Genomic DNA, 23,078 nt, shown 5'->3' with positions numbered 1-23,078 from the left:
GCATCTTCGTTTTGCAAGGTAAAAAACTGATAATTAGATTTTTAGCTGTAAAACACCTAAAAAATATCAGGTGTTTTCCTTTTAAAAAGGGGAAAAATCCCCTTTTAATAAAGGCTCTTTCCTCTTGTTATAAATCTAGCAGACACTTAAATTCGCTTTTCAACTAACCATAGATTTTTAGACCAAATGACTTCCCTTGATAGAAACAAAAATGCTTCGCGTAGTATTATAAAATCGCATATTGATAAAGCCTTCACTGAAAGATTTATCCAATGGAATGATGGCTTGGATTATACAGAATTTATCCGCGCTTTGTGGCGTTTGTTTCGAAATCACGATGGTTTTAAAGAAGGAACACAAGTCATTTTAGGCAAATTAACCGAAGAAGACGCTTTACAGTTGCTTTCTGAAGAAATTGATATTACAAAATTGAGAGCTTCTTAAATATTATTGCATCTCGGGTGTGTTTTTGTGCCAATTTGAAGATACTTTTTTGGTCTAATTGTAAAATTCTTGGATAGCCGCCCGTTGTTTGACAATCTTTCATCAAAATAATCAACTTTCCCGAAGGTGTGAGCTGAATGGTGCCTGGCAATACTGCTGATGTGATAATGGATGGACAATCATTCTCTAAAATTTCTTCTAATTGATACGCCATTCTGTTATTGAGTCCGATCGTAAATGTCGTGTTGAAGAGCTTTTCCTGTTGTGTTTTTGATAAGTAATTGAACTCTGGTCCTTCATACACTGTAATTTCTGTATCTGTAAAAAGTGCTCGCTGTAGCGCGATGTTTGCACTAGCTTTTACAGGATTTGAATTGGTTTGATATGGAATGAAATCGCCTTTCTCAACTCTTGCTTTTGGAGTGATTCCGTCATAAAAACTGCGGCTTTTTAATATGTTTTCTGTTTGAAAACCATGTTTCACTGCTAGATACGCCCGAACACCATACAAACGCTTGCCAAATTGAAGTACATCGCCTTTTTTAACCGTCACTGGAACGTTCAAACGAATTGCTTGATGATTTAGTTTTGGAGACAAATCTGCGCCGCAAATCACCATTTGTGTAGCTTCATGAAACTCTACTGTTGCGCCTTGCAGCGTCATTTCCATCACTGCAGAATTTTCATCATTTCCTAACAACTGATTCACCAATTTCGCATGATATTCGTCCATGACGCCAGCAACAGGAACACCAACGTTTCGGTAGTGCAATCGTCCCAAATCTTGAATAGAAGTGTGCAATCCGCTATGTATAATTTCTAACATACTGTCGATTTTACTGTGTACGTTCCGTTTGTAACAGCATTTGCTATTTCATGATATTCTTCCAAAGAAATCGCTGTAAATTTGATAAAATCACCCGCTTTGGCAAAACAGGGTTTTTCTTTGGAAACATCAAAAAAATTGAGTGGAGAATTTCCAATAATTTGCCAACCTCCTGGACTCGTTTTTGGATAGATTCCTGTCTGCATTCCGCCAATTCCAACGGCACCTTTTTTCACCTTCAATCTCGGTGTCGATTTTCGGTCAATATGTAGTCGTTTGTCGAGTCCTCCCAAATATAAAAAACCAGGCAAAAAACCAATCGAAAAAACTTGATAGGTTGGCGCTGTATGCAGTTGAATAATTTCTTTTGTAGAAAGTTTATTTTTTTGTGTAATTTCATCCAAGTCAATTCCAAACTGTGCATCATAACATACTGGAATATCCCAACAATACTGTTTTGGCAGTTGAATGGTATCTGATAATAACAAAAAAAGCCGTTCCAACAAATGTTGGAGTGTTATAAAATCTATTTTATTAAAATTATAAATAATTAATAATGAGTTGTTTGATTGAATTACATCAAGTATTAATTTAAGTCTAAAGTTTGTTATTTTTTCTTGGTATTCCAACACACTATACAGCACTTTTTGTGTCATTTCAGCTTCCCAAGTGAGTAATAAACCGTTGTTTCCATACCTAGTAAACGTTGGAAATTTAGGTTGAACAGTTACCCTTTCCGTATTAAAATGTGTGTATAATTGTTGTACAATTTCAACCGCATTTTTCGTGTCAGAATGCACACAAAATGTATCTGATTTTAACGTAGTTTTTTCACCTGAAATTGTCTGTACTTTTTGTTCGTTTTGAAGCGTTGAAATATGTGAAATAATGGCATCTATTTTTGTTAAAATTGCACTGCTTTTTGTGCGAGAAACGAGTGTTAAATCATCGTTGTAGTTTCTATCTGCAAAAGCTTCATACACTACTTCGAAATTCTGTTTGATAGCCAGTTTTTCTATGGCCGAATTGTAAGGCACAAAAAGCTTATACCTGTCTTTATATTCAGAAATTGCTTTTAGAAATGCTTTTGCCTTTTCTTCGCTTTTGGCAACATCGTTATACAACGCGCCGTGTGGTTTGATATGATTGATGTTTACATCGTGCAACTTAACAACTACTTCCAAATTGGCAATTTGCTCTTGAATCGTGTTGATGAGTTCAGTTTCGGGCAATTCCATCGAAACTCGCCCAAAATTCTCCAAATCAGGATATGAAGGATGCGCGCCAATTTCAACTTGATATTTTTTTGCCAGCGCAACTACTTCATGCATGGTTTCAACATCGCCTGCATGTCCACCACACGCTATGTTACAAGCGTTTAGGTACGGCATTAAGATTTCTTCGTTATCTATGCCTTCGCCAACATCACAGTTGATATGAATCATTTTTTTATTAGATTTTTTAGACTTGTTAGATTTTTAGACTTGCTCCTTTGGGGCTTTAGAACACGACGTAAATTCCTTTGATTCCAAGCATTATCGCGATGAGAATGATGGTAATAGCTAGTATATTTTGAAACAACGTGTTTTTATAGCTTCCTAAAATAGTGGTTTTATTAACAATCCAAACGAGAAATATTGCCACAATTGGAAGTAGCAAACCATTCGCGACTTGTGCAAACGTAATGACTTCTACAGGTTTGAATTGTAACGAGGAAAACACCACACCCAAAACGAGAATGATTGCCCAAACAATGCGAAAACGGTAGTCTTTGAGTGTTCCTTTCCAACCAAAACAGCTTTTTGCTACATACGCTGCTGCTAATGGCGCTGTGATTGCAGAAGTAATTCCAGCCGCAAACAAGCCAATTCCTAATAAATATTTGGCATATTCACCGTATAAAGGTTCTAATCCTTTTGCCAAATCGAAAGCATTTGCAATGTTTCCATTGGTAGTAGCTGTAGCCGCTACGATGATTGCCATAGAAACAATTCCACCCAAAATAATAGAGATAAACGTGTCTTTTCTAGCACTTGCTAAATCTTCTTTTGTTTTCCACTTTTCTTTGACCAAAGACGCGTGTAAGAATAGATTATACGGCACAACCGTTGTTCCAATTAATCCAATGATGATAAAAATACTATTCTCAGGAATGGTTGGTATAAATGTTCCTTTGAGCATCGCCAAGATGTCTGGCTTGGTTAGAATGGCGGTGATTAAAAACGAAATACTCATCACAAGTACTAGCGCAACCAAACTGCGTTCTAGTATTTTATAATTGCCAATAAATAGTACCATAAACGCAATACAACCAATCAAAATTGGATAGAATGCTATCAGTTCTTTACCAAAAACCTGCATTCCCAACGCTGCTCCGCTAATGTTTCCTGCTTCGTAGGCAGCATTTCCAATAACAATCGCGCCAAGAATTAAAAAAATTGCTAAGTTTCGCAATAAGACATTCGCCATTTGACTTTTGATGACTTCCGCCAAACCTTTTTGTGTAACGATTCCTGTACGTGCTGCCATTTCTTGTAATACAATCGTTGCGATGATGGATAAGAGCATCGCCCACAACAATCCGTAGCCAAATTGTACGCCAGCTTTGGTACAAATTGTGACCGTTCCTGGTCCGATGAATGCTGCTGCTACCAGCGTTCCAGGACCGATATTTTTAATCCACTTGAACATTGGCTGCAGTGTTTAAAGCATAAATGGCAAACGAGCCTAACCAATGCGTTCCTTCGTAATTGTCGTCCACAATGCTCGGCAACGAATAATTTACATGCTGATTCGCGATGTTTTTTAGGTGTGCGTATTCTGGAAATTCATTGGCAATTCCGTACAAACACCACGCTCTGCTGAAGTTTACGCCGTCTAAATGAACCAATTTGCCATCCGTTCTATCAGATACTTTTCCTTGTGCTAGTTGAAAATCTTTGTCTGCTAATTGTGGTAAAAATGCTTGTAACCAACTTTTAAATTCGTCTTTTGTCAACACTCTGCGTATGATATCGGCTTCTTCCAGACATGGTGATAAAAAGTCAAATCCGCTAGGTTCCCAAGAAATTGGACAGTTTTCATCTGAAAGGTAAAAATCTTTTGCGCGCTTTGTGATAAGATTGAGAAGTGTTGTATTGTTAACCGTTTTCGCATAATCATACGCAAACGTGAGTCCAAACGCCGTATTGGTGTGCTCTCCTACTCTGATTGGATAGTTCAATTTTGGTAAGAAATCTAAATATCCTTGTACAATGATGTCTGTCAACGGTTGTAAATTCGCTTCCAATTCGCGCGCCAGCGAATCGTTCCAAGTATGCAATTCTTCTGCAAGTTTTAACAACCAAGCCCAACCGTACGTGCGCTCAAAAGACTTGTTATATTTTCCTTTAAAGTAGTCAATTTCAATTTCGATGTTTTCTTTGGAGATGTTTTCGGCTAATTTTCTTCTGATGTCTTCGCTGTTTTCCAAATCGGGAAATTGCTTTAACAGACTTACCAACGACCAATGTCCGTGCACCGAAGAATGCCAGTCAAAACAACCGTAAAATGCAGGATGTAATGCTTTTGGCGATTGCAAATCTTCCGCATTTCCAATGGTTTGATTGAGTTTGTTAGGATATTCTTCCTGCATGCAATGCAGCGGCAAAGTTGCCAAACGATTTGCTTCTTTGAGTGTTAATGTCGTTATTTTGGTAGAAATGGTGTCTTTTTGAGCTGTTTTTGCTTCTTTTTGTACTGTTTTTGATGATTTTTCTGTTTTTTCTTCCGATTGACATTGTACGCAGAGGAAAATCAAAAGTAGATAGCCTAGCTTTTTCAATAGTATTTGGGTTTTGGTTGAAAGTTCAATATAGGAATTTCTTGTTAGATTTGCTTCGCTTCGCTCAATTCAAAGATTCAAAAATTTAATTGTTAGACTTGTTAGACGAAATTAGTTATTCTTTGATTATCAAACGAAACGTCATAAAAAAAAGCGAGCCTAAGCTCGCTTTGATTCAAAATCGTTCAACTAAATTAACAGATAAAGCATGATAAATTACACCATGCCACTACACTACTTGCACATTGATTGTTTTGCGTAGCGCAGTTGTAATTTGTCAATGGTTGACATATATCAGGACAGCCAGAAGCGACATTGGTTGCTGGAACTGGTGCTGGCTCTTCAATTCCTCCTTTTACTTGCTGTAAGTCAGATACAGCATCTTTGTTTAGTGTTAGTTTTTTGAGATTCTTTTTTTTCATAATTCTAAAGTTTTTAATGATTATTAATTGGTTTTTCAGAAGTCCTATAGACAATTTGTGTATTGCCTAAAAAACGTTTTAAAATTACAGCGTGCTTTTAGAATTTGAAAAAAATTGTGATGAGTGCACAAGCTTTGTGATGAATGAACAACTACTGTTTTTCTTGTTTTTTAAGATAGGAAAGCATTTTTTTGACATAACTTTTACTTACAGGAATCTGTTCTTTTGAAGCTTCTAATTGTAATACAATACGTTGTGAATTTCCTTTGTAAGACTGTACTTTTTGAATATTTACAAAGTATTGTCGATGGCATTGTACAAGAAAAGCATACGATGACAAACGCTCAGAAACATGCCGTAATGAAGCGCGCAGAAGTTGTACTTTTTGAGTTTCACTACTATGAATTTCAACATAATTTCCTGAAGCTTTGATGTATGCAATTTGTGAAGGTTGTAGCTCAACACATTGATTCACTACTGGCGATTTCAGCACTATTTTTTTATCCGATTCGCAAATCGATGCATTATCCTGACTTTTTGAAATAGCTACTGTGCTTGCTTCTATGGTATTTTTTGAAGTGTACAACCTGTCTAAAAGCAACGTAATGACAAACAGTGGAATGGCAATGACAATGGAGCGCGGAATGGTCACAAATACGTAATATTGCGTATCTACGTCGCCCACATCCATCATGAATCGATGATATACTGTACCAATAAAACCTGCGAGTGCTAAAATAGCGATAAGTAATAACCAATGATGATAGGTTTTCCAAGTACGATGTTCTGTGGAAAATTTCAACTTTCGAAAGAGCAACCAATACAATCCGTAAATCACGATAGTCGTATTGATTCCGTAGCCTAATTGAATAATTTTTATAGGAATTTCAAATTTCGGAATCGCAACATAATTGTCATACGGATCGAAGATATAGACAAAAATGGTAAGTACCATTCCAACCACAATAGCGAGTTTGCGATAGTATGAAGTATCGTCAATCAGTGGATGTTGTTGTTGAAAGTAGTATTGTATGTTACTTAGTGTCACTATTTTTTGAATTTAAAAAGTGACATTAATTTACAAAAATGTTTTGGTTTTTAATGCTTGTGTTAAGAATTTGAAGGTGTTTGTGATTAATGAAACAAGATTACATTAAGAATCTAAATGGTAATCAACGTGAGTTCGATATAACTATTTTATTATGTAGCTGATTACTAATAGATTATTCTCAATGCCAAATCGAGCATTATCGTAGATACCGAGCATAACTCACGAGATTCCTTTTGAAATTATCAATTCTTAGCTGTTCTCGACTGCGCTCCTGAACTGACAATTAGTTATTTCTCTGTGAATTATGAATTGCATAGTGATTTCTTAAGTCTAACTCACGGTAATTATAGTCCGCGTAAGGGATTGAGCGTTTGTTGGAGCTCCTTGTAGTGCAACGGAAAGAGCGACTGCGAAAGCCCGACCTGAGTTTGCGAAGGATACGCCCAAAACATATTATTAAATGTAATTATTTTAATAACTGCACATAAGGGTCTTAAAATCAATATTTTGCGAGTTGATTTTTTCGGAAAGCAATTCGTAATTTGCTTCAGATGCTGGAAGTTTGTATGCTATATGACACGCGTAATTTTCGTCGATATGCAGTTTTTGAAGTCCGTACGCAATGCCTTCTATGTGTGTTTTGTTTTTATGAATTTCATAGGATTTTAAGTCAATCGACAAGCCTTTTCCGCCTGCTTTGATAACAGCTTCTTTTTGCGTCCAATAGTCGTAAAACGCCTGCTGTTTCTGAGAAGCGTTGTAAATTGTATTCCATTCGTTATCGGTCATTTGCAGTTTAAAATCGTGAATATTGATGGTTTCTTTTACTTCAATGTCAATTCCAATTTGAAGATGTTCTGAAACGGCGCATATTGCCATGTTTCCCGAATGCGAAATGTTAAAGCTTAGCGGATTGTTTTCAAAATACGGTTTGTTGTATGCCGTGTATTGCAATTTTTGCTCTAAGGCTTCTTTTCCAAGCTTTTGCAAGCTGTGACGCAGCAATAATCTGCCCAATAGCGATAATTGTGCATCTTGCCATCTCCGGAATTTCAACACTTTTGTTTGAAATTCTTGCGGAAACGTATGCAAATAGGCATTCAGTAACTGCTGATGAATGGATTCGTGTATGTATGTGTAGTAAATATTAATCATCTAGCAACGCGTCATCCATTTCGTACACGATTCCTTCTACAGCGCCTGTAGCAGAATTGATGATTCCGACATCCGTTTTTACTTCCGACATGCGCACCCAAACGCCACCATAAGTATCACCAAATCCGAAAGCGCCCCAAATGAGTTTGTGTGGTGTCCATTGATTGTGCTTGTTTGGTGCTACGTAATTTAAAGAATCGCTGAATTCTTGCGCAATGAAATCGGTTTCTGTTAGTGCCAGCGATATTGCTTCTTCCCATTCTGCATCAGCGCAAAATTTTCCGATAAATACGTCTTTCCCTTGATAGCCACGTGCCGATTTAATGACCAAATTTTCTCTGTTTTTTCGGATAAAGTCTAGCAAGTTAACCGTTTCTTTTTGGTGAATGATGTCGCGATTTTTGATTTCTGCCGTCCACGGAATACTTTTTAAAATTAATTCATTGTCTTCATTGGCGAATTTTTCCTGTGCTGCCAATTCAATCAATAAACCTAAATTGCGCTTGTCTCCATAGAGATTGAGCGCCAAATTATCAGGAAAATAGACTTGATCCATTAAAAACGCTCTAAATACGTCCACTGGCGGTTCTTCTTGGTCCAAACTTAGAATGATAATACCATGCACAACCGTATTGTTTAGGTATAGTTTTCCTTGTTTTAATTGTAATGCTGTGAGTTTGTCGCTAAACACTTTTCCTTTAAGTCCTCGTTTTTGCAATTCTTTTTGCAATAAAACGTCGAAGAAATCCAAACTGTCTTTTTTGATTTTTTCACTTTGTATTTGCTCAATGGGCATGAAAACGTTGAGTTCACCCGAAATGGAGCTTACTTGTGCTAAAATTTTATCGATTAGAAATGTAAGATAGTTTTCTTGCGAATTTTCCGATTGAAAATATGTTGCTGTTTCTGGATTGGATAAGTAGGGATGGTATTTACGAATGGCTTTTTCAAAACTCTGTACTTGCCAACCACCGATGGAAGAACCGATGTTTACTTCCAATACTTTAAATCCTTTTTCGGTATGCGTCAAATCTAATCGACAACCAATGTCTATCTTTTTTTCATGACAAATTAATGCGTATTGCGCGATTAATTCGTTGCCTCCATAATAATAATCTGCAACTTTTTTAGGATCGTTTTGAAAATACAATTCTGGAATTTTGTATAATAATTTTGGCAATCGCACACAAAGTTCCCGCAACTCATTTGCCATTTCTTTGTTAATGATGACTGGCCACGAACTTACCGGATAGATATAATTTTCTAATAAGCTTGGTAATTGATGAGCAGAAGGATTGATCCAAGCAGGAATGTCTGTCGCTGCCTGATTGGTAAATGCATCAAATTTATTGAGCAGTATGTTTTTTTCAATAGTTTTTATCATAATGAGATTATTTACAAACGATTTTTATCATATTTTTTTGTCATCGCTACAAGGCGAAAATTCCCCAATACAACATATAAGTAACAATCAAAATGTTTGAGAATATGACAGAAAACACAATGCTTCTATCGTGTATCTTTTTGATTTGTACCCCAAAAAATAGTACGGTAATGATAACCAATACTAAGAAAACTAAAGTTAACTGAAAGAGATAATTATAATTTTCTGGCAATCCGAAAGCTAGAATAAAGAAGTTGCTTTTAGAAACACTCAGCAACGCGTTGATTAATCCTAAAAAGGACAACAACCCTACAATTGAAGTAACAATCGTCATGATTCTGATGATTTTATCCGATGTATGTTGGTATTTCTTTTTGAACAAACGGAAGAGATATACAAAAATGAACGCTAGCATGATTCCCACAGCAATCAACAATGGTGCTAGAAAGAGAATGTTCATTTCATTTAAACTATTTCCCATGTTTCCAACGCCGCCGTTAAGCGCTACATTTTTTACCATTTTTATTTTTTGCGCTTTGGCAAACGCTTCCTTTTCTATCGATTGTGCCGGATTGTTGATAAAAGAAGTTGTCAACGACGTTCCAATTCTGGTAAATCCTGGAATGTGTCCATACGTGTATGCAGGAATGGCATTCGCATTGCTAAAACGTGCTGCCGTTTTTTGACCATTTGTTGCTGGTGTGATAGGATCGTATTCGCCCGAAAATACCAACACAGGAAATGCGGTTTCTTTTAAATTACTAAGGTCGTGTTGTATGAGTAACGAATCGGGAATGTTACGGTTCCAAACGTCACAGACTTTAAAATCTGATTTGTAAAAAGACAATCCACCATTGAGTTTTGGATAGTTGGCAGCATTGGCTTCAAATTCGGTTTCTTCATTGTTTGGTAATGCTTCGTTACAACTCACACAGTAATATACGCCATAATCCATGCTTAACAAGCTTGAAAACGCCGCGACTAAGTTTCCTAACGCGCCTTCGTTTTTTTCCTTGAATTGATAGATAAGCAACGGCACAACTTCTACCAATTGCTTGTTGTACAACGCTTGCTGAATGGCGATTTTGAAATCTTCACTGTTAAATGTAAAGGTGCCTTCTTCGACTAAGTTTTTAGCAACATCCACCGTGATTGGTGATTTTTCCATGTCGGAAATGACTTCGTAATACACTTTTTCCAAGTTTGGATATTGCTCATTACACTCAGGGTCATTCTCGCAAGCCGTAAAAACTTTTGCCAGACTCGTCATGTAATTGCTTGTATTTTCTGTGTAATAGGTTTCAATATCAGCAATAGAAGAATCTAACACCAAAGCTTCAATGTCTTGTGGAAACATGCTTGCGTACACTTGCGCCATGTACGTTCCGTACGAAGCTGCATAAATATTCCATTTTTTATACTTTAGGTGATTTAACAACGCATGCAAGTCTTTTGCCACTGAACCACTATGATAGGCTTCAATATCCACGCCATGACGTACCATTTCTTGCTTACACGCCAATGCTGCGTTGGTTTTTTGTTCTTCGTCAGCTTCCTTAGGTTGATCTTTTGCAAGAATTCCTAAAAGTTCTCTTCCTAAGTCTGGACATAAACGCGGTTGTGAATTTCCCGTTCCACGAATGTCAAACAATACAATGTCATGATTTTTACGAAGTGGGTGATTTTGCCAAGAAAAAATATTTCCAATTCCGCTCGCACCTGGTCCTCCTTGTATAAATACGGTTGCGGGTGCATTTTCCTTGTTTTCAAAGTTTTTGAGTACCGCTACGGCAATTCGTACTACCGTTCCGTTTTGGTCGTCCCAATTTTCAGGTACGTTCAAATATCCCCAACGAATGTTGTCATTGTTGAGCACTTCTGCGTGTTTGTAAAACGTTTCAATTTCGTCAAAAGTAATTTCCGTTTGCGCATTACTGAGAGAAGTCACGCTCAAACATGCAACGAAAAGTAAAAAGGTTATTTTTTGTGTGATAAGTTTCATGAGATATTTCGTATTACTCGCTGTTTAAAAATTAAAATCAATATCAATAGCTTCTTGTGCTTCAAAAGCTACGTCAATGTTAATGGTGTCTATAGTTTGGTTTATGTTTTGAATGATTTCTTTTAGGAATTTTTCATATTTCATAATTAAGATGTCCATCGTTTCTCGGTGATATTTGCTGGTATCGTACAGAATGGAACCGCGCAAATAGTCATCGCTCAATGCAAAGTCTAATAACATTGGTAAACGATTGTATTTGGCGATTACAGGACTGGTTTTTAATGTCAATTCATCCGTAACGTCAATTTTACCGTAGTTGAAGGTTTGGTTTTGCAATACCAAAATCGCTTCCAAACGCAAGGTATTTAACACTTCTTCTGGAATATCTTGATGCTCGTCTACTTGCAATAAGTTTTGATGCATGTTCAATACCGTTGTCAAGAAATTTTCTTCAGGATTAATTTTACTTCGCAATGGCAATGTTTTTACAAACATTCCGATGTGATCGTTGAGTCCAAATGAGGTTCTTCCTGAGTTAATTGTTCCTAAACAGATATCGTCAATTCCGTACATTTTGTAGAGCAATACGTGAAATGACGTCATCAGCAACGTATGCAACGTCACTTTGTTTTGTACGGCGATATTATTTAATTCGTTTAAGAAAGAGGCTTCCCAATTGAATAGGTAAAATTCTCCTGTGTATTTGTCTTCTGCAAACTCTGTATCGTACGGAAGTAAGCTTTTCCATTGATATCCTTGCAAATAGTTTGTCCAAAATGCGCTGTTTCTAGCTTCGTTTCTGGCTTCGTGTGCATTTTGCCAAACTACATAATCTCTAAATTGATAGTGTAATGTAGGTAAGTCTAAGGCAGTTTTATGAACATTTGCGGTATAGCGATCGGTGATTTCTTTAATCATTAATTCCAACGACCAACCGTCCATAATTACGTGATGCGTTGCAAATACCAACATGTCTACGCCGTCTTCTACGTGAAAAATGGCAAGTCGGACCAACATATCATTTTCCATGTCAAATTCTTTATTGGAGAATTCGGATAGTTGTTCGTCATACGTAGCAGTTGTTGCGTAAAATTCTTCTATTTCAAACGAAATTTCGTCACTGCTTTTTACTTTTTGATACGCAACTCCATCCACTTCAATAAAGTTGGTGCGTAAAATTTCATACCGTTCTATGGTGTCTAAAAACACTTCCAACATAATGCTTTTGTCCAACGTTCCCTGAATTTCATACGCGCCAAACATGTTGTACGCTACCGATTTTTCAGGTTGCAACGACGCCAACCAAATGGCGTACTGCGGAAAGGTAATTGGATAATACGGTTGTGTTGCCACAGGAACAATTTCTATACTATTGCTCAAGTCTTTTTGTTGCAAGTATTCAGCAAGTGAAAGAATGTCCGAATGCTCAAATAAGTCTTTTAACGATACACGATAGTGGAATTCTTTTTCAATATACCCAATGAGTCGCACTGCGTTGAGTGAATGACCGCCAAGCGCAAAGAAGCTTTCGGAAATATCAAAATCTTCTTGTGTTTGCAAGGCTTTTTGGTAAAATGTGTACAACGTTTTTTGCATGTCATTTTGCGCTACATGTACGTTTTTAGTGGTTTTTGCAGAAACAATATCGCGTTGCGTCAGTTGTTTTCTGTCTATTTTTTTGTTTGGTGTTAGCGGAAAATCTGTCACGGTGATGAGCGTGTACGGAATCATATATGCAGGCAGTTTTTGCTTTAGGAAATTGATGATTTCTGCTGTATCTATCGTTTCTTCTGTTGGAATGATATACGCTACCAAAAAAGCACTTTGATTGGCTTCTTTTTTCGCAATCACAACTGCTTCGTTGACTTTTTCGTGCTTGTTGAGTTGCGCTTCTATGTCTCCTAATTCAATACGGAAACCTCTTATTTTTACTTGTAAATCGTCACGTCCTAAAAATACGATTTCACCAGCTTCATTCCATTTTCCTACATCGCCTGTGTCGTATATTTTTTCAGTTGTTTTGAATGGATTTTGGATGAATTTCTGATTGGTTAAATCGCTTGCTTTGTAATAGCCTTTCGCCAACCCTTCACCGCCAATATACAGTTTCCCTTCTGTGTTGACTGGCAATACGTTTTGATGTTTATCCAAAATGTAAAAGCTCGTGTTCTGTATCGGTTTTCCAATGTTGGAAGCTTCCGAAGCTTTGTGAATGCGCTTGGTACTTGACCAAATAGTGGTTTCTGTCGGACCATACATATTCCATAACGAATGTGTTGCAGCTAAGAGTTTTTCTGTCAAAGCTTCACTAAGCAAATCGCCACCACATAATATTTTTAAATTGTTGTTTCCTTCCCAACCTTCATTAAATAGCATTTGATAGAAACTTGGCGTTGCTTGCATGAGCGTTGGTGCAACTGTTTCGAGTTCTTCAATAATGCGTTTCGGGTTTTGCAACGTTTCCTGATTTGCCACATAGACTGTTGCTCCCGAAATTAACGGTGCAAAGAATTCTAAAATAGAAATGTCAAACGATGGTGTCGTTACGGAATATAGCGTATCTACACTTGTAATTTCTATACTTTCTTGCATGCTGGTCAAGAAATTGAGCAATGACCTGTGCCCTATTTCCACACCTTTTGGTTTTCCTGTAGAACCTGATGTGTAAATAATATAGGCTGTATCTTCTTGAGAAACTGTTGGCAAAGTTGTTGCTTCCGTTGGAAGTTGCAATACGAGAGTTGCTTCTATGAATTTCGTTTGTTCGCTCAGCGAAATTAGCGTGTTGCTTGAACCAATGATGGTTTGTAATTCACTCGCTTCAATGATGTACTCTAAGCGTTCTTTCGGAAAATTCGGGTCGAGCGGAATGTATGAACGACCTGATTTTAGAATTCCAAGTAATATGACAATCATGTCAGCCGAACGCTCCATTAAGACACCAATCGGCGTATTTTCTTTTGTTTGTGCTTGCAAATACGCTGCAATAGCGTTGGTTTTGTCAAATACTTGCTCGTATGTGTACGAAATTGCAAAATCTTTAATCGCGATGTTGTCAGCTTGTGTTACTGCATTTTTGTCAATTTTAGTAATTAACGTCGTAGATGTATCAAGTTTTTTGTAGGTGTTGTTAAACGCTTGTACTACTTGTTTTTTTTCAGTGTCAGACACATATTCGTATGCCGCTATTTTTTTTGTCGGATTGTTTTTTACATCGTCAAGTAAATTTTCAAAATGCGTTACGACACGCGTGATTTCGCTTTCGCTGAAATAGTTGAGGTTGTAATCAAAATCAATTTTTACATCTTCTTTTTCGTCAAATTCTCTGATATACAACGCCAAACCAACACGCTCTGATTCGTGTGTCATAGGAATTACGCTGGTTTTGGTGTGTAAAAAATTTGGCGCGTAGTCTTGCTTTTCATACGAAAGTGTAATGTTGAACAATTCCCTGTTTTGCGTTGCCAAGTTGAGTCTGTTGATGAGTTTGCCCAACGGAAAACGCTGATGTCTGTAATCGGCGCGTAATTGTTGTTTGATTTGCGTTAGGAATTCATCAAAAGTAGCTTCAGAGTCTATATGTACTTTTAGCGCCGAAACGCCCATAAATAACCCTACCGTTTTTTTGAATTTCGCCGAACCTCTGTTCAATACTGGAACACCAATAACCAATTCCTCTTTTTGGAATCGTTTCGAAAAATATACATATAAAATTCCCAAAATAAAGTGAAAGGTTGACGAGCCACAGGCTTTGGAAATTTCAATAAGTTCGTTGTAAACTTCGCGTTTTATGTAGAGTTCTTTGCGCTTACTTTTATTGATGGTAACATTTTCGTCTATCTTTTTTAGTAAGGTATCTGGTAAGTGTTCAAATTTCTGCTTCCAATATGTTTCGTCATTTTTGTACGCTTCTGAAGTCGCATACGCAGTATCATTCTCAGCAAAATCAGCATATTGAAACGGATATTCACTTTGTATTTTTCCTACTTCTACAAGTTCGTTATAATTTGCCACCAAACGCTGAAACATCAAAGAAGTTCCCCAACCATCTGTAATGATATGATGGTATTTGGAATATAAATAATGAAAATCTTCGCGCACTTTGAGCAACACGAATTTGTGTAAATTTTCGTCATTTTCTAGTTGAAACGCTACTTGAAAATCTTTTTCCATATAGGTTTCAGCCGCAGCGAGCGCATTATTTTCATGAGAGAAATCGAGATAGTCTAATGCTTTGTCAAACGTAGCAATTGTGGTAATTTCAACGTTGTCGTAATTGGCTGTTAGTTGACTTCTATAGGCATCGTGTTGGTTGATTAAAGCAATGTAAGCTTCGTTCAATAGTTCGTACACGAGGTTTCCTTCAATGGCAATTTTGGCTCCTATATTGTATATTGGCTCGTTAGGATACAATAATTGCTCAAAATATACATCTTGTTGTGGAAGCGTTAGTTTCATGGTTTCTGGTTTCAGTAATAGTGTTGCTCTTCGGTAAGGTGTTGTTGCCTACGTTTAGGCAAAGAAAGTGCACATTTGAAAATGGTTAGTTTTCAAATAGTTACGGATGTTTTTCACTATATTGAGTTGATTTTAAGACACTTGAAAAGCTGTCAGTATCTGAAAAAGCAATCAGATACTGACGCTATGTATATGAAGTTTGGTGTTTACTTGGTGTATTTATGACTTCATTTTTGCTTTCATCTTGCTTTTTATTTTTCCTTTTTTAAGCATGATTAATTCTGAAGTACGCAATGTTTTGTTTTGCTCTTTGTTCATTTCGCTAATCCATTTCGCGTCAATGCCCATTGATTTGAACGCAATGATGTTAGACATAGAGATGTCTTCATATCCTAACGATTTGATTTCGTTGATAAAATCTGCTTTTACTCCTGTAGAAGCCACTGCTAATAAATCTTTCAAATCGAGTTCGCCTGTTTGTGCTTTTACAGCTTTGATATCGGCTACAGAAGTATCGGACATCGCTAATACTAGTAACAAACCGTCTGGAGCTTTGGTAGCAATTACTTTTTCTAATTGATTTTTAAAGTCGTCATTCTTAGCGAATGCGAATTTATTTTTAGGTAAAAACGTAACTGTTCCTGCGTTTCGTTGCAATTCGTAGGTTTTACCGTTGGAAGTGTTTTCTACATTAAATGCTGATAATGGTATAGTATGCGTAGAATTTATTTTATTTTCTGTCCCTTTATTGTATTGAAAAGCTACGTGTAGGTCGCTTCCTTGCTCTTGTGTGGCAACTTCCCATTTATTGATATCGTTCAGATATTTCTGGAATTTATTGGTTTTTGATTGTGAAAACATAGTTCCTACTGTTAATGTTAGTATTAGTAATGAATAGATTGGTTTTTTGAATGTGTGTGTGTGGTGTACTTTTTTCATGAGTTTTTTATTTGATATATTTATTACAGATAATAACTACAATAACCGTGCAATTGTTGTACAAAACGGATATTTATGTCCAAATTGAAGTTAATTCCTGTTCATTTTTCTGCGTTTCTATGTCTTTTACGATTTTTCCATAATTGAATTTGATGATTCTATCGGCAGATTTGAAATACGCATCGTCATGGGTTACGGCAATGATTGTTTTTCCTTCTTTTTTAAGTTTTGGAATGAGTTGCTCGTAAAAGAATTTTCTAAAATGTGGATCTTGATCGGCTGCCCATTCATCTAAGATTAAAATTGGCTTCTTTTCTAACAAGGCAAATATCATGGACATTCGCTTGCTTTGTCCTTTGGAAAATCGTCTACGCGCCGATTCTTCTTTGTCATTCGTCACAACTTCATTCAATTGCATGGTTTCCAACAACTTGGCATATTCTTCATTTCCTTCTAATGCATAATTGTCATAGTTTTTTGAGAAGATGTGATTGTTGGTGAAAATTGCCGCCATCGAATCTTGTAAATCTTCTTTTACATTGATGGCTTCTTCGCCATTCAGAATGATCTCTCCTTTTGATGGTTCGTACAATCCTGTAAGAATGTTTACAAACGTACTTTTTCCAGAACCGTTTCCACCAATGATAAAAATGACTTCTCCAGCGTTGATTTTTAAGTTTACAGGCCCTAAAGCAAAGGCACTGTCTTCTTGCTCTTTGTTATTGTATGAGAAGCATACATCTTTGAATTCTAAGGATTGTAATTGTTTGTCGGTTATAACTTCTTCTTCTGTTGACATTATATCAATTTCAAAATCTTTCATAAACGTATTGATACGCCTGTTAGCAACCATAAAACGTGTATAGGTTTGCTGCAAGTTGATTAAATTATTGATAGGTCCAGAAATAAAAAGAATAACTACAACATACGCTATGACTTCTTCACTATCGAGCAATCCCATCGCAGGCAATCCGAAAAGAATAGCTGCAATGACAAAGTACAGTCCGTATTGACTTATCATGTTGATGGACAAGAATACATAGTTGATTTTAAAATCCAATCCTTCCGATTCGTCACGGTTAGGTCCTAAGTATTTGTTGAGAATGTTTTTTCTTCGTGAAAGACTTAATTTTAACTCTTTAAATCCTGATAATAAATCTGTTACATAACCATAATAATGTTCGTTCAGTTTTCGCAATTGTCCTACTTGTGACGACATTGAGTTCATCACAATAAAATAACACAACGCTACCAACACGACCAATACCAACACAATAGCTGCTGCTTTTACCGAAATGGTAAACATGTAAATTACACCTAAAATTAGCATGAGTAACGAGCTTACCGTATGTGTAACTGTATATGGCAAATTGGCAAACAATCGCAAATCTTCCATGGCAGTATAAAATCGCTGACTACCGAAGTTTTCAAGCGTTTTGAGCGGTGCTTTTAGAATTTGGTTGAATAACTTTTTTTCATTGTCGTACAATATTTTAAACGCATATTTATTGAGTCCTTTTTGAAAGATGATATTTAACAAATACGCATAAAATACAATGGCTAGAAAGACAATAATCATATAGTCTTTCATAAAGTTTGGATTGCGTGCTAAGACTTTATTTATTATAAACACAATTCCAAAACTAAGAATGGTATTGGGAATGGCGTATAAAAATAAAAGAAGTATATCTTTCTTTTTAAGTTTGATCATGATTTAGCAATTTAGATTGTTGTGGTAACTATCACAAAACTCCAAAAAACAGCAAGGCTGATTAAGTCAACTACTTCGGGGTAAGCCCACGAAGCATTCAGTAGAAACTATTAAAACATTTCGACGCAAGCGTCAGAACATTATACATCTCGATTATCGAGTAAATAATTGTCTCTATGCTGATTTTTGTTGTGTGATTTTTAGTGTTGTACTTCAGTTCCCTTGGATATAGTTAGTATGGTATTGACTACTTGTTTTGGATGATTGTGAATGAAGAAATGATTTCCATCAAATACTTCAAAGTCAAATCCCGCAATGGTATAGCGTTTCCAGTTTTCAATATTGACAACTTGGTCTTCTTCCGAGCCCATCATTGCAAATATTGGACATAAGAGTTTGATTTTTAATTCTATGGAAAGTGGATCTTTTTCTAAAATTTCAAAATCAGAGCGCATGATTGGTTCAAAAAACGTGTATAGCTCTTCATTGACCAATACTTCTTCTGGGATTCCTCCTAGTTCTCTCAATTCATCTTTAAAAGTAGCTTCGTCCATTAAGTAACGTTTTCCCTTTTTAGGCTTTCCTGGCACTGGTGGCGCGCCTGGACCTGAGTTTCCAGAAACTACCAAATGTTGCGGTTGGTCGCCCAAACGTTGCATTTCATACGCTACCGATAAACCTAAAGTGGCGCCCATACTATGCCCAAAGATGATGTAAGGCAATGTGCGGTTTCTTTTGTTTTGTATTTGGGTAACATAGTCCTGAATAGCTTCTTTCTTAGAATTGATAAAAGTATCCTTGAATCGTTTTCCTCTTCCTGGTAATTCTAAAGGAATAAATTCAACATTCGCAGGTATATATGGTTTTAAGAAATCGTACGAATAGCCGTTTCCGCCTGCAAAATGCAATAGAAACAACTGTACTTTTCCTGTTTTAATTTGTTCTTCTCTGCTCTTCATCATTTCCTGATTTTCTGTTTCTAACATTAATTTTATTATTCCCAAAATTATAGCTCAACGAAAATCTGAATCCTCTACCTCTAAAAACACCAAAACCTAAATGCGTGGAACGAATTCCATTTACAGTGTTGATACTTTTTCTCGGACTGGTATCGAAAATATCTAAAAAGTTAATCCCAAATTGAACCTTCTTACTAAACATTGACATTCTGTAACCAATGTTTAATGCTTGATTGGATTCGTTTTCCGTTTGGTTTCTAGTAAATGGCGCTGAATACCAATAATTGATTTGTAAACTTTTGCTTCTATCTTCGCTCAAGTTGATGATGTTGTCTGTAGATAAGTAATAGCTAAAATCTCTTCGTTCTGGAATGTTTAACGCTGCATTGGTAATTCTAGAATCATAATTCACTAAAAACAATAAGTTTTGGCTACTCCACCATGACACTGGCTTAAAGCTATACGATTCTGAAAGTCCGTAACGGTATAATGTATAATAGTTAAACGGACTGATGAGTTCATTAAACGTTGTATTATCTGCCACTGCGATGGTTCCGATTCCGTCAGTTTCTCTTTCGAAAAAGATTGTGGTTGATAGTTTTCCTTTGTACAAGTGTGAAAGCTCAAAATTATCATTAAACGATGGCTGTAAGAACGGATTTCCTGTACTAGAAGCAAATCGATTGATGAAAAATTCTGCCGGATTCAATTGCGCAAAATACGGACGGTTGATACGTCTTCCATAGTTGAAGGAATACGAGTTGTTTTCGTTTGGCGCGTAGGCAAGATACACTGTTGGGAATAGTTTTGTATAATCAATATCAGTAGTGATATTTAACGAACCTGAAGTTCCTTGCGTGTCAGTATTTTCCAAACGCAATCCAAGTTGCATTGACCATTTATCGTTGAACTTTTTAAACATGTTAACATATACTGCTTGGATTCGCTCAATATAGTTAAACTTGTCTTGTTGATTTATATTAAAGATTTCATCAATGTTAGTTACTTCATAATCACTATCAATGTAACTTATTTTAGCTCCATACGAAAAATCGAAAGCTTTGAATGGATGTTCTATATCAATTCGTGCACTGTAATTGGAAACATCTCTATCGGTACCATTGAATCCTAAGAAGTTTGGATTTTGAAATTGATTGTTGGAATCAAATATATTTGCAACAATGTCACGTTCATCTGTTGCAGAGAATTTAAAATAGTCCAAATCAACTGAAATATTTCTACCTAATGTATCTAACTGCGCGCTGTAATGAGCGTTTAATGAAAGGTTATTGGTTCCTGCGTCACGTGTTCCGTTAGACTTGATAATAGAATCTAATTGTCTTGACGGATTTAAAATGTCTGTATTCGCAAAATCTTTCCAAAACGGATTGCTCGTACTTGCTGATACTTGGAAACCAATTTTTGATTTGTCGTTGATTTCGTAATCAAAAATCAAACGTCCTGAAAAATCTTCAATATCTCTATCTTGCGACGTATAGGTTTCCCACGTGCTTTGGTCATAGAAAATTTCCGCTTCTTGAATATACCGTTGATCTCCTAATCGCGCATTCGCTGTTGCTAAAATGTTGACTCTATTTTTTCGATATTTAAAGTTGTTTCCAACCGTAAACATTGGCAAAATCATTTGTCGATACGAGGTTGAAATAGAATTGTTCCAGCTATTTTCTCTTGCACGCTTTAAAATAATGTTTATCAAACCTCCATTTCCTTGCGCTTCGTATTTTGCTGGCGGATTCGTAATGATTTCAACCGACTTGATATCAGATGCTTGAATTGAGTTTAAGAAATTAAGCAATTCATCGCCTGCTAAGTTTGAGATTCTTCCGTCAATCATCACGCGCATTCCGCTTTTTCCTAACATGGAAATGACACCGTCTTGCACGGTAACGCCTGGCGCAACGCTCAATGCATCTAACGCATCTCCACCTTGTGCGGCAACACTTTGTTCCACATTGAACACCAAACGATCCGTTTTTCGTTGAAATATCGGTTTTTCAGCAACTACGGTAACGCTTTTCAACTCGGTAGCAGCTTCTTCCAAAACGATAGTTCCTACATCAAACACGGTAGCGAGTTCTTCTGTAAGGTCAATTTCCTTTCTCCATTCTTGATATCCTAAATAACTAATAGTAATGGTATATTTTCCCTTTTCTACACTTACAGTAAACGAGCCGTCATCTTCTGTAATCGCTCCTGAAACTATTTTATTCGCTTCATCTTTAACAACGACATTTGCAAATGCGATAATCTCTTTTTGACTAGTTACCTTTCCTTTAATTTCTACTTGTGCTAAGGCTGTTGATGAAATTATCAACAAGGTGAATAGACAAAGAATGTTTTTAATCATGATTGTAATGTTTATGTAATTCGTTTTAATGCCCTTAGGCTTTTGTTGGTGTTAGGTGGTTATTTTTGGCTAAAATGCAGAAAAATAGTCCCACTTTTTTTTATTATAACTTACTATTGTTACGGTAAAAACGTAATTCTAGTAATTGAAAAATATGTTATTGGTGTTTAATATATTTTTTGGATCAAATACCTTTTTAATGCCCTTCATAATGTGTAAGTTTTGCTTTGCAGTGAACTCTTGAAAATAGGTCTTATTATGCGTTCCTACACCGTGTTCACCCGATATTTCGCCTCCTACAGCAATTACTTTTTCAAAGAGAAATGAAATGCAGGAATCCATTTTATCAGCCCAACTTTTATGATTGATATTTTGGTCTTTAAAAATATTGATATGAAAGTTTCCATCGCCAATGTGACCGACTACAACAAACTCTAAATCGAGTGATGTACAGATGTAGTTGATAATGGCATAAATATCACTACTTTTTGAGCGCGGAACTACGATGTCTAAATCGTGAAAGTGGCCGTGATTCATCGCTGCTTCTCCAATTTTTTTGCGATATTTCCAGAGATTTTCAATTTCCTTTTGGGTTTGCCCAATTAACAACTCTTGGTCTGTAAATTTTGAAAGCAATGTGTACAATGCTTCTATTTTTGCCAAGTTTTCCTCGTCTGTATCCGATTCAAACTCAATCCACAACGCGCCTTGCGTAGCTTTTTCATCAAATCTTTCCTGTAAATAGTCAAAAACTAGACGACAGCCATTTTTGTCTAAAAACTCTAAACTAGAAGCATGCATTCCTACCTTAAAAAAGGCTTCCACAAAAGAAAATAAATTTTCAAGATTGCTAAACGGCGCATACACCAACGCTTCTTTTTTTACAGGAACAATTTGCAATACGACTTTGGTAATGATACCTAGTGTTCCTTCGCTTCCTACAAATAATTGTGTTAAATTGTAGCCTGTAGCATTCTTTTTAACGTTTTTTCCTGTCCAAATCACTTCTCCATTGGGCAATACCACTTCTAAGTTAATGACATAGTTTTTGGTACTTCCATATTTGAGTGATTTTGGACTTCCGCTAGATACCGCTACATTTCCGCCAATAAAACTCAAACTAGCGCTGCTGATGTTTTGTGGAAAAAATAAGTTTCTCTCTTTCAAACTATCTTGAAGCACTTGTGTTACAACACCTGCTTCTGCTACGACGTATCGGTCTATTTCGTTGATTTCGATGATACGGTTTAAACGGTCTAACGATACAATAATGTTTGATTCATCTGTTAAGCAACCACCACTTACGCCACTTCCACCGCCTCTTACGGTAATTCGGAGTCCGTGATCGTTGCAAAATTTTGCAATTTTTGAAATTTGCGCCGTAGAGTTTGGTCGTACAATACACATTGGAGACGCTAGTTTTCCCGTACTGTAATCTTTAACGTAGGTGTAAAAATCGATGGGATTGGTGATGATGTATTTTTCACCGACAATTGTTGCCAGTTCTTCTATAAATGTTGCTACTTCCATTCGATT

Annotated in this window: 16 protein-coding genes; 1 reads left to right on the top strand and 15 read right to left on the bottom strand. The window is 36.4% G+C overall.

Going from position 1 to position 23,078, the window contains the following annotated elements; all coding sequences use genetic code 11:
* Positions 1-186 precede the first annotated feature (186 nt).
* Positions 187-444 (top strand): hypothetical protein, encoded by a 258-nt coding sequence (locus C8N46_RS09365; RefSeq protein ID WP_108114638.1) that lies wholly within the window; start codon positions 187-189, stop codon positions 442-444.
* On the opposite strand, the gene C8N46_RS09360 is transcribed toward C8N46_RS09365, so the two are convergent.
* From C8N46_RS09360 to C8N46_RS09290, 15 genes are all read right to left on the bottom strand, one after another.
* On the bottom strand, positions 422-1,270 hold the full coding sequence (locus C8N46_RS09360) for a 5-oxoprolinase subunit C family protein (RefSeq protein ID WP_108114637.1): 849 nt from the start codon (positions 1,268-1,270) through the stop codon (positions 422-424). The two genes, C8N46_RS09365 and C8N46_RS09360, sit on opposite strands and share 23 nt — an antisense overlap.
* Positions 1,264-2,715, bottom strand: a complete 1,452-nt coding sequence (gene pxpB / locus C8N46_RS20880) for a 5-oxoprolinase subunit PxpB (RefSeq protein WP_245896792.1) — start codon at positions 2,713-2,715, stop codon at positions 1,264-1,266. Before pxpB ends, C8N46_RS09360 begins: the two co-directional genes overlap by 7 nt.
* A gap of 55 nt (positions 2,716-2,770) precedes the next feature.
* Positions 2,771-3,961 (bottom strand): Nramp family divalent metal transporter, encoded by a 1,191-nt coding sequence (locus C8N46_RS09350; protein WP_108114636.1) that lies wholly within the window; start codon positions 3,959-3,961, stop codon positions 2,771-2,773.
* A complete protein-coding gene (locus C8N46_RS09345) occupies positions 3,945-5,093 on the bottom strand; it encodes a DUF2891 domain-containing protein (RefSeq protein ID WP_245896789.1) in 1,149 nt (382 codons plus the stop codon). The genes C8N46_RS09350 and C8N46_RS09345 overlap by 17 nt, the downstream gene beginning before the upstream one ends.
* A gap of 194 nt (positions 5,094-5,287) precedes the next feature.
* Positions 5,288-5,515, bottom strand: coding sequence for a hypothetical protein (locus C8N46_RS09340; protein WP_108114634.1), 228 nt, complete (start codon positions 5,513-5,515; stop codon positions 5,288-5,290).
* A gap of 151 nt (positions 5,516-5,666) precedes the next feature.
* The gene (locus C8N46_RS09335; protein ID WP_108114633.1) at positions 5,667-6,563 is read right to left on the bottom strand and encodes a LytR/AlgR family response regulator transcription factor; all 897 of its coding nucleotides are present in this window, start codon (positions 6,561-6,563) and stop codon (positions 5,667-5,669) included.
* Positions 6,564-7,037: 474 nt separating this feature from the next.
* Positions 7,038-7,721 (bottom strand): 4'-phosphopantetheinyl transferase family protein, encoded by a 684-nt coding sequence (locus C8N46_RS09330; RefSeq protein ID WP_108114632.1) that lies wholly within the window; start codon positions 7,719-7,721, stop codon positions 7,038-7,040.
* Complete coding sequence (locus C8N46_RS09325; protein WP_108114631.1) at positions 7,714-9,105, bottom strand: hypothetical protein; 1,392 nt, start codon at positions 9,103-9,105, stop codon at positions 7,714-7,716. Before C8N46_RS09325 ends, C8N46_RS09330 begins: the two co-directional genes overlap by 8 nt.
* 46 nt (positions 9,106-9,151) lie before the next feature.
* Positions 9,152-11,107, bottom strand: coding sequence for an alpha/beta fold hydrolase (locus C8N46_RS09320; protein WP_108114630.1), 1,956 nt, complete (start codon positions 11,105-11,107; stop codon positions 9,152-9,154).
* A 24-nt stretch (positions 11,108-11,131) separates the two neighbouring features.
* Positions 11,132-15,565: a non-ribosomal peptide synthetase gene (locus tag C8N46_RS09315; RefSeq protein ID WP_108114629.1), complete on the bottom strand. Its 4,434-nt coding sequence runs from the start codon at positions 15,563-15,565 to the stop codon at positions 11,132-11,134.
* Positions 15,566-15,784: 219 nt separating this feature from the next.
* Positions 15,785-16,504 carry a hypothetical protein gene (locus C8N46_RS09310; RefSeq protein ID WP_108114628.1) on the bottom strand — a complete coding sequence of 240 codons (720 nt, stop codon included), beginning with the start codon at positions 16,502-16,504 and terminating at the stop codon, positions 15,785-15,787.
* 73 nt (positions 16,505-16,577) lie between these two features.
* The gene (locus C8N46_RS09305) at positions 16,578-18,215 is read right to left on the bottom strand and encodes a cyclic peptide export ABC transporter (RefSeq protein WP_108114627.1); all 1,638 of its coding nucleotides are present in this window, start codon (positions 18,213-18,215) and stop codon (positions 16,578-16,580) included.
* Between the two features lie 200 nt (positions 18,216-18,415).
* Positions 18,416-19,201 carry a thioesterase II family protein gene (locus tag C8N46_RS09300; protein WP_245896787.1) on the bottom strand — a complete coding sequence of 262 codons (786 nt, stop codon included), beginning with the start codon at positions 19,199-19,201 and terminating at the stop codon, positions 18,416-18,418.
* Positions 19,149-21,542: a TonB-dependent receptor domain-containing protein gene (locus C8N46_RS09295; protein WP_108114626.1), complete on the bottom strand. Its 2,394-nt coding sequence runs from the start codon at positions 21,540-21,542 to the stop codon at positions 19,149-19,151. The genes C8N46_RS09300 and C8N46_RS09295 overlap by 53 nt, the downstream gene beginning before the upstream one ends.
* 138 nt (positions 21,543-21,680) lie before the next feature.
* On the bottom strand, positions 21,681-23,072 hold the full coding sequence (locus C8N46_RS09290) for an FAD-binding oxidoreductase (RefSeq protein WP_108114625.1): 1,392 nt from the start codon (positions 23,070-23,072) through the stop codon (positions 21,681-21,683).
* Between the last annotated feature and the right edge of the window lie 6 nt (positions 23,073-23,078).

Origin of the sequence: Kordia periserrulae, assembly GCF_003054265.1 — a bacterium.
GTDB lineage: Bacteria > Bacteroidota > Bacteroidia > Flavobacteriales > Flavobacteriaceae > Kordia > Kordia periserrulae.
Note: the sequence above shows the minus strand (reverse complement) of the source record. Positions and strands in the feature narration are given on the sequence as shown.